The 8028-nt window shown below is 42.2% G+C and carries 6 protein-coding genes; 4 read left to right on the forward strand and 2 right to left on the reverse strand.

Going from position 1 to position 8028, the window contains the following annotated elements:
• Nucleotides 1-437 precede the first annotated feature (437 nt).
• Both J7I80_RS23165 and J7I80_RS23170 read left to right on the forward strand, forming a co-directional pair.
• Nucleotides 438-2234, forward strand: a complete 1797-nt coding sequence (locus tag J7I80_RS23165) for a TIGR04190 family B12-binding domain/radical SAM domain protein (protein ID WP_214741853.1) — start codon at nucleotides 438-440, stop codon at nucleotides 2232-2234.
• 157 nt (nucleotides 2235-2391) lie between these two features.
• A complete protein-coding gene (locus J7I80_RS23170; protein ID WP_214741855.1) occupies nucleotides 2392-3348 on the forward strand; it encodes a cation diffusion facilitator family transporter in 957 nt (318 codons plus the stop codon).
• A 72-nt stretch (nucleotides 3349-3420) separates the two neighbouring features.
• On the opposite strand, the gene J7I80_RS23175 is transcribed toward J7I80_RS23170, so the two are convergent.
• Entirely contained in the window at nucleotides 3421-4770 is a 1350-nt protein-coding gene (locus J7I80_RS23175; protein ID WP_251027942.1) for a hemolysin family protein, read from the reverse strand.
• Nucleotides 4771-5271: 501 nt separating this feature from the next.
• Here J7I80_RS23175 and J7I80_RS23180 point away from each other — a divergent pair.
• Complete coding sequence (locus tag J7I80_RS23180) at nucleotides 5272-6339, forward strand: ATP-binding protein (protein WP_214741859.1); 1068 nt, start codon at nucleotides 5272-5274, stop codon at nucleotides 6337-6339.
• Here the strand turns inward: J7I80_RS23180 and J7I80_RS23185 are convergent.
• Complete coding sequence (locus J7I80_RS23185) at nucleotides 6292-6918, reverse strand: GNAT family N-acetyltransferase (RefSeq protein ID WP_214741861.1); 627 nt, start codon at nucleotides 6916-6918, stop codon at nucleotides 6292-6294. The genes J7I80_RS23180 and J7I80_RS23185 overlap by 48 nt on opposite strands.
• A 124-nt stretch (nucleotides 6919-7042) precedes the next feature.
• Between J7I80_RS23185 and J7I80_RS23190 the strand changes: the two genes are divergently transcribed.
• Nucleotides 7043-8028 (forward strand): dicarboxylate/amino acid:cation symporter (locus J7I80_RS23190; RefSeq protein ID WP_214741863.1); only part of this gene is annotated, 986 nt, incomplete at its 3' end.

The following is an 8028-nucleotide window of genomic DNA, read 5'->3' on the forward strand; positions in this document are numbered from 1 at the left end:
TTTATTTCGAGGTTGTCCAGCTCCAGCGCACGGCAGTTTTCAGTCACATGAGGCGGCGTTTTAGGTTTGTATCGCTTAGATGGGCTGACCAAGGTGCTTCCGCTTTTCTTTGTCCAGCTCCAGCGCCTAGCCCCTCGAGACGCTTCGGTCCGCCCAATAAAGTCAAAGAACGCCTTCACTGTCAGGCCCTCCAGCGCTTGTCGGGGCTGACCAAGGCACTTGCGCTTTTCTCAACCATCCACAAAACTTTCATAAACTCTCAACCTCTTTATTTATAAGGGTCTGAGGGCTTTTTGAAGCAATTATGTTCAGTCGTTCACAAAAAGTTGCACTTTGCGGGACAAAGACAAAGTATTCGGGAGTTATGATTAACGTGTAATCATATATTGCCTTTATTAGGCAGATTAATAGTATATATTTTATCCGAGGTGAGTCCTTTGAAATACGATTTAGTCCTTCTTCATGCGCCAAGTGTTTATGATTTCAGGAAAAATGCGCTGCTGGCAGGTCCTATTAGTGACGTCGTTCCATCCTCTCCTGTATTCGAAATGTATCCAATAGGTCTGACTAGCATTGCGGAGTATTTAGAGCGTCAGGGCCTCCGCGTGAAAATCATCAACATCGCTAATCGAATGCTGATGGATGAAAAATTTGATGTCGAAAAGAAATTAAAAAAGATCAAAACTCGGGCTTTTGGAATTGACCTTCACTGGCTGCCGCATGCTCATGGAAGTATTGAATTGGCGAAAATTGTGAAAAATCTTCATCCGGAAACTCCTATGATCTTTGGCGGTTTATCTGCAACCTATTACCATAAAGAATTAATAGAGTATCCATTCATTGATTTTGTCATGAGGGGGGATTCAACTGAAAAATTAATGCTCCTTTTGATCAACCATTTGAAAAATAGAACCCATCATCTGGGCGGGATTCCAAACCTTACTTGGAAGGATGGAGACACTCCAGTATACAACCCGTTAAGCCATGTTCCTGACAGCCTGGATGAATTTGATATTCCGGGGTATCGATATACAATCAAGTCTGTCTTCAAGTATAAAAATTTCCTGGATCCACTCCCCTATAATGGATGGCTTCAATACCCTAATACCGCGATTCTTACGGCAAAAGGCTGCACCCAGGGCTGCTTGATTTGCGGGGGCTCAAAGCAATCATACAAGGATAACTGCAATCGTAAAGTGCTGGCAAAACGCTCACCTGCAAAGCTAATAGAGGACATTCTTTTCATCCAGCGCTTCAGCAGGGCCCCGATTTTTATCCTTCATGATATCCGTCAGGCGGGGAAGGAATATGTGGATGAATTTTTTGAGAGGCTCAGCAAGATCAACTTGAAAAATGAATTGGTATTTGAATTATTCCAATATGCGAACGAGGAATTTTTTGAAAAGATTGAGAAGGCTGTGCCAAAATACAGCATTGAATTGACATTGGAAACACATGATGAAAAAATCCGACGTTACAACGGTAAATTTAATTGTACAAATGCAAAAGTGATTGAAACGCTGCAATCTGCATTGAGGCATAGCTGCAAGAAGATTGATATATTCTTCATGGTTGGCATCCCGCATCAGGATTATCAAAGCGCACTTGATAACGTCGATTTTTGTGAGCAAATTCACAATGCATGTGGAGGGGATAAACGTCTATCATACTTTGTCGCCCCGCTGGCCCCATTCCTGGATCCAGCTAGCCCGGCATTTGAAAATCCTGAAAAATACGGCTATAAGAAGTTCTGCCATACAATTGAAGACCATAGAAAAGCAATCACCCAGCCATCATGGAAATACATGCTCAGCTTTGAAACGGATTATATGACCAGGGATGAAATTGTGAGATCAACCTATGAATCTGCCAGAAATCTCAATACTTTTAAACTGAAGTATGACCTGGTAGATAAGAGAACACATGATGAGGTGAACGAAAAAATCGCCAGATCGCTTGAATATATAGAAAAAATCGATGAAATTATTGCTCTTCCCGAACAGGAAAAAAATCAGCATTTAGCACTTCTTAGCAAGGAAATGGAAGAAGTGAACAAGTACAGCATTTGCGGGAAGCATGAATTGAAATGGGAAGTGAAAAAGCACTATGCTGATATCTTCTCACTGACGGCAATCGGAATCGAGCTATTGGCAGAAGACATCTTGATCAACGCAAAACAGAAATGGAATGCCTATAATAAAAGAGTTGGAGAAGCCTCTAAGAGCAGGACGTAAATTTTAGAAAAGAGCCCCTCAGGACATAATCCTGTGGGGCTCTTTTGCATATTAATTACCTAGGCAATTACGGCAGTTAATCTTAAAAATGTTTAAACTAGAACGAAACGTGAAAAGGTAAAGGAAAATATATTTAACTAGTAAAGCGGGTGGAGAAATGTCATCAATGGTTGAATTTTTTAAAAAAGGAAATAAATCTTCAGGGATTGCGGCACTTGGGAATACCTTCCTTGCAATCATCAAAGGGGTTGCTGCTGGAATCAGCGGAAGCGGTACGATGCTTGCGACGACTCTTCATTCGGTTGCGGATGCATTAAATCAATTTTTTGTATTCATCGGCAGCGCGATATCGGAAAAAGAAGCAACCAAACGCTTCCCGACTGGATTTGGCAGGGTTGTAAATCTATTCGTGCTCGTGGCGGTCATCATCATTTCGATCATGGCATATGAAACAGTCATCAAAGGATGGGAGCTGATTCAGCATCCGAAAGCTTCATCCAATATGTGGCTTAATGTTATAGTTATGACAGTCGCTGTTCTTGTTGATGGAGGAATCCTGGTTAAAGCAATGAAGGAAATTGCTCATGAGACGAGAAGTGAGGCAAAGGGATTTGGAATTATTGCCAATGCTTTTAAGAATGTCAGTCTGGCATCACCGCCGACCCGACTGGTTTTTTATGAAGATTTAATTGCAACATTTGGTGCTCTTTTAGCATTAGTTTCTATTGTCATGGCGCACTTAACAGGGTTTTACCTGCTTGATGGTATCGGAACCTTGCTAATTGGCATCCTGCTGATCGGGATTGCCTTGAAGATCGGGTATGAGAACACGGTAGGTCTCATTGGTGTTGCTGCACCTAAGGTGGTTGAGAACCGTATAGCCAATCTTATCCTGTCAGATCCAGATGTCATTGACATTAATACTTTAAGGATTGTCCAGGAGGGCAGACAGTACCATGTTGAGAGCTATCTAGAGCTGTGCAAAGGGCTGACACTGGCTGATGCAGATGATATCAAATTCAGGGTCAGGGATAGCGTCCTTAAGGATCCGGATGTAGATGATGTTATTATGGGAATCATCGAAGCCGATGACGTCCAAACCTGGAAAATGTAAAATAAAGTCACAAAAAACCCAGGCAGGGAGGACCTGCCTGGGTATTGGCTATTGGGAGTAACTGCTTGATCGTTATGAAACAACTTCGGTTTTATTCATAAAAAAACCTTCAGCTGACTTTTCGATTTCGGGTTGTTTCGTTACTTCAATATATTTAATGTGGTGCTCTTCCATTTCAGTAATCTTGAAAAAGTATGAACCAAAGCTGACAACGTCGCCTTGCTTGACTTCATAATTTTCGGTGAGCATCCAGCCGCCGATTGTATCGACATCTTCATCGTTGATATTAAGAGCGAGCAGTTCATTTACATCGCTTACAAGCAGTTTGGCATCGATGATATAATGACTTTCTTTGACTTTGCGAATCATCGGCACTTCATCCATATCGAACTCATCGCGAATTTCTCCGACAATTTCTTCAAGGATATCCTCTACTGTTACGAGCCCGGACGTGCCGCCATATTCATCCATCAAAATCGCCATGTGTATACGCTCTTTTTGCATCTTGACGAGCAAATCGTGAATCGGGATGCTATCAATGACCCGGATGATAGGCCGAATATATGAATCTATTTCTTTGTTGCCCCGGCCCTGGTCATGGATCAGATCAGTCATGACTTCCTTGATATTGACGAGACCGACAATATGGTCCTTGTCTCCGTCGATGACAGGATAACGGGTGAATTTCTCTTCTTTCACAATCTGGAGAAAGTTCTCCAAGGTATCCTCGATTGACAACGAAATGATTTCCGTACGGGGCACCATGATTTCCTTAGCGATCCGGTTGTCAAATTCGAAAATTTTATTTACATACTTAAACTCTGACTGGTTGATTTCACCACTTTTAAAGCTCTCAGACAGAATAATGCGAAGTTCTTCCTCAGAATGAGCCAAATCCTGTTCAGAGGCAGGCTTAAGACCGACAAGCCCAACAGCAAGACGGGCGGATCCGTTCAATAACCAGATGAATGGATACATGATCTTGTAAAAAAGGATCAGCGGACCAGCTGTATTCAGCGAAACCCATTCAGCCTTTTGAATCGCTAAAGTCTTAGGGGCGAGTTCCCCGACTACGACATGCAGGAACGTAATCGTCGCGAATGCAATCCCCACTGAAAAGACATGTCCGACGGATTCAGAAATAGCCAGGCTGTTGAACAATGGTTTTAGCAAATCGGCAATTGCCGGCTCTCCAAGCCAGCCTATTCCCAGAGCAGTGATTGTGATCCCAAGCTGGCAGGCAGAAAGGTACTCATCCAGATTGGATATGACTCTTTTTGCGAGCACAGCTTTTTTGCTGCCTTCCTCTATTAGTTGGTCGATTCTGGAACTTCTCACTTTAACAATCGCAAATTCTGAGACGACAAAAAATGCCGTTAAAGCAATTAAAATGGCTATCCAAACCAAGTTAAATATGTCCAAATAAGTTCCCTTAGCCCGCGGATTTGCGGGTAAGGAGTCACCTCCCAGTAAACTGAAAATTAAGCCTGGAGTTACAGGCTGCAAATAAATGATTACATTCATCAAGACATTTTAACGGCCCGTTCCGTGCGGCTGGATCAGCCAGGGCCAACATCCTGTTATGCTGTTCCTTCCGCGTTTACAGCTGTTAAATTCTCGATACGATAGATTGCCCCATCATACCACCTCAGCTTTATCATTTAAATTTTATTATACCATATCAAGAATAATTAAGGGGAACATTAATACGGTTTGATATCAATGTATGAAACGGACACATAAAGTATGAAGTTTATGTTCAATTATATTGGAAAATTCAGATTTTAACAATTTAATGCTTTTCCAGGAGGGTCAGAAAAATTTCCCAATGTAAATAAAACCCTTTTTATGGCTTTTTTAACAGTTAGAGTTTGAAATTAGTTTAAATATTCAGTAAAATTTCTATAAAAAGGGAGGCTGTCTATGAGTATTCTTTTATCAAGTTTGGAAAGAAAGTTACATAAAGCCGAAAAGACGGATGAACAAATTTGGGTAGATCCATCCCTGGATTTCATTTGCAAGAGAACTCCGGATGGTCTCATCAAATATGTTACACCAACCGTTTATTCCATGCTCGGCTATGAGCCATCTGAATTAGTCGGAAAACTGTACACTTTACTTGTTCACGCCGAGGATTATAAACGGATCTTGAATGCTGACATGCCCGAAGCTGAGGACGTATGCAGTCTCACTTACCGCATTAAGCGAAAAGACGGAGTGTATATCTGGGTGAATTCACAAATCTCGGTTGTTCGGCATCCTGAAACAAATGAACCATTTGAACTGTTTTCAGTGACAAGTGATGTTTCTGCAAAAATCAAAACAGAGCATTTCATCCTTGAGTATGAAAAATTGAATGTTGTTGGCCAGCTTGCTGCAGGTATTGCACATGAAATCAAAAACCCTTTGACAAGCCTGAAAGGTTTTATCCAGCTTATGAAGTCAGGGAAAGAATTGAATCACAATTATTTAGCGATCATGGAAGAGGAAATAAAGCGGATGGAGACAGTTTCCAAAGAGCTGATGATTATGGCAAAGCCGCATAAATCTGACTTCAAGTCCTTTGATATCAATGATTTGGTTGACCATGCAATTACTCTGCTGATGGCTGAGGCAGCAAAGAAGTGCGTCGAAATAACCAAGGAATCTACAGTTGACTATGGAATGCTGCTTTGTGATGGGAATAAAATCAAGCAGGTTCTGATTAATTTGCTGATGAACGCGATTGATGCGATGGATCTGCCAGGCGAGATTACGATTACGGTTTCCAAATCAGAAGAGGAATTGACCATTTCCATCACTGATACTGGTAAAGGAATTCCTGCGGATGATCTGGACAAGATCGGCAAGCCTTTTTTTACGACAAAGGCGAATGGGAACGGACTGGGTTTAATGATCTGCTATAAAATAATCGAAGAACATCATGGCACAATCAATGTAGAGTCAAGTTTTAAAGGAACAACATTCACCATCAAGCTGCCGATCCACTGACTTTCTTAACAGCGGTGATAAAGTATGAACAGTATGTCTTCTATGCCACTCTCTTGAAAGGAGGCCGTAAACAACCAAATCATGAAAGCTTCCATTTAAATATTCTCCATCACGTATGACACCCTCCTCGATAAAGCCAAGCTTCCTGGGAATTGCCTTGCTTGCATGATTGTCCTTGCCGCACCGGATCTCAATGCGGTTAAGTCCAAGCTCATAAAAAGCATGGTTTATGACTGCTTTCACTGATCTGATCGTAATGCCTTTTCCTTGCAGTTTCTCCGACATGTAATAGCCGATGCTGGCCTGCGAGTTACTCCAGTCAATACCATGCAGACTGATACTGCCTGCAAGGACTCCTCTGTACCGGATGCCAAAATGTGTGCTGCTTCCTTCATGATGGCTTTTCTGCCACACTTGTATGACTGAAAAAAATTGTCCTGGTGATTGAATGCCGTCAATCCAGGGAAGCCATTTCCTCAAAAAGCGACGGTTAGAATCCACAAGCCAGAACAACTCTCCAGCTTCACGCGGGTCAAATATTCTAAGCTCAAGTTCAGAATCTACTTTTAAAACTGACATAAAATCCTCCTAAAACTTTATTCTGATGGCAGTATTGTCCAATTAACCCGCCATGGTTTAATTCGGCCAAAAGAGGGAATAAAGCTTTACATTGTTTTTTTACATTTTTTTTGGGAGGAAGACTATGAAATTAACCACTAAGATTTTGATTGGCCTTGGACTTGGAGCGATGACCGGGCTGATCCTCAACATTTTTTCACCCGAATTATTCACTGTTTTAGATAAATTCTTGTTCACGCCCCTTGGCAAGATATTCATCAATTTAATTAGTATGCTTGTCGTACCGATTGTCCTGTTTTCGATTATTCTCGGAACATCGGGGTTAGGTGATCCGAAAAAGCTTGGAAGGATTGGCATAAAGACTGTGGGCTTCTTTTTAGGGACCACGGCGATTGCGATATCTATCGGCCTTGCTCTGGCCTTCCTTATAAAACCGGGATTGATGGGCGAATTTGACACGAGTGGAGCTGAATTCAATGCTGAAGAAGCTCCGCCTGTAAGTGAAACCTTTTTAAATCTTATTCCGGCAAATCCATTTGAAGCACTGACAACCGGAAATATGCTGCAGGTAATTGTTTTGGCGATATTCATCGGTATTGCGTTAACGGCACTTGGTGACAAAACAAAAGGAATTCTGAATCTGGTACAACAAGGAAATGAGATCATGATGTATCTGGTCGGCCTTGTCATGAAGTTTGCTCCATACGGAACTTTTGGATTGATCGCAACGGCAATCGGAAGCCAGGGAATCGATGCCATCAAGGCCATGGGAGTATACATGCTAGTCGTTGTTCTGGCTCTCGTTGTTCATGCGTTCATCACTTATGGTTCTAGTGTATATTTTCTCGGAAAGAAAAACCCATTCTGGTTCTTCAAGCAATTCTCTCCTGCTATGGGAGTAGCCTTCAGTACATCGAGCAGTAATGCAACACTGCCGGTATCCATGGAAACAGCACAGAAAAACCTTCGTGTCCCTGAATCAGTCAGCAGCTTCGTTCAGCCTCTTGGAGCGACGATCAACATGGACGGCACGGCAATCATGCAGGGGGTAGCTACCGTCTTCATCGCACAGGTATACGGTGCCGACCTTACAATGGCGGAGCTTATGAC

Source organism: Bacillus sp. ISL-41 (assembly GCF_018613235.1).
In the GTDB taxonomy this organism is placed as follows: domain Bacteria; phylum Bacillota; class Bacilli; order Bacillales; family Cytobacillaceae; genus Mesobacillus.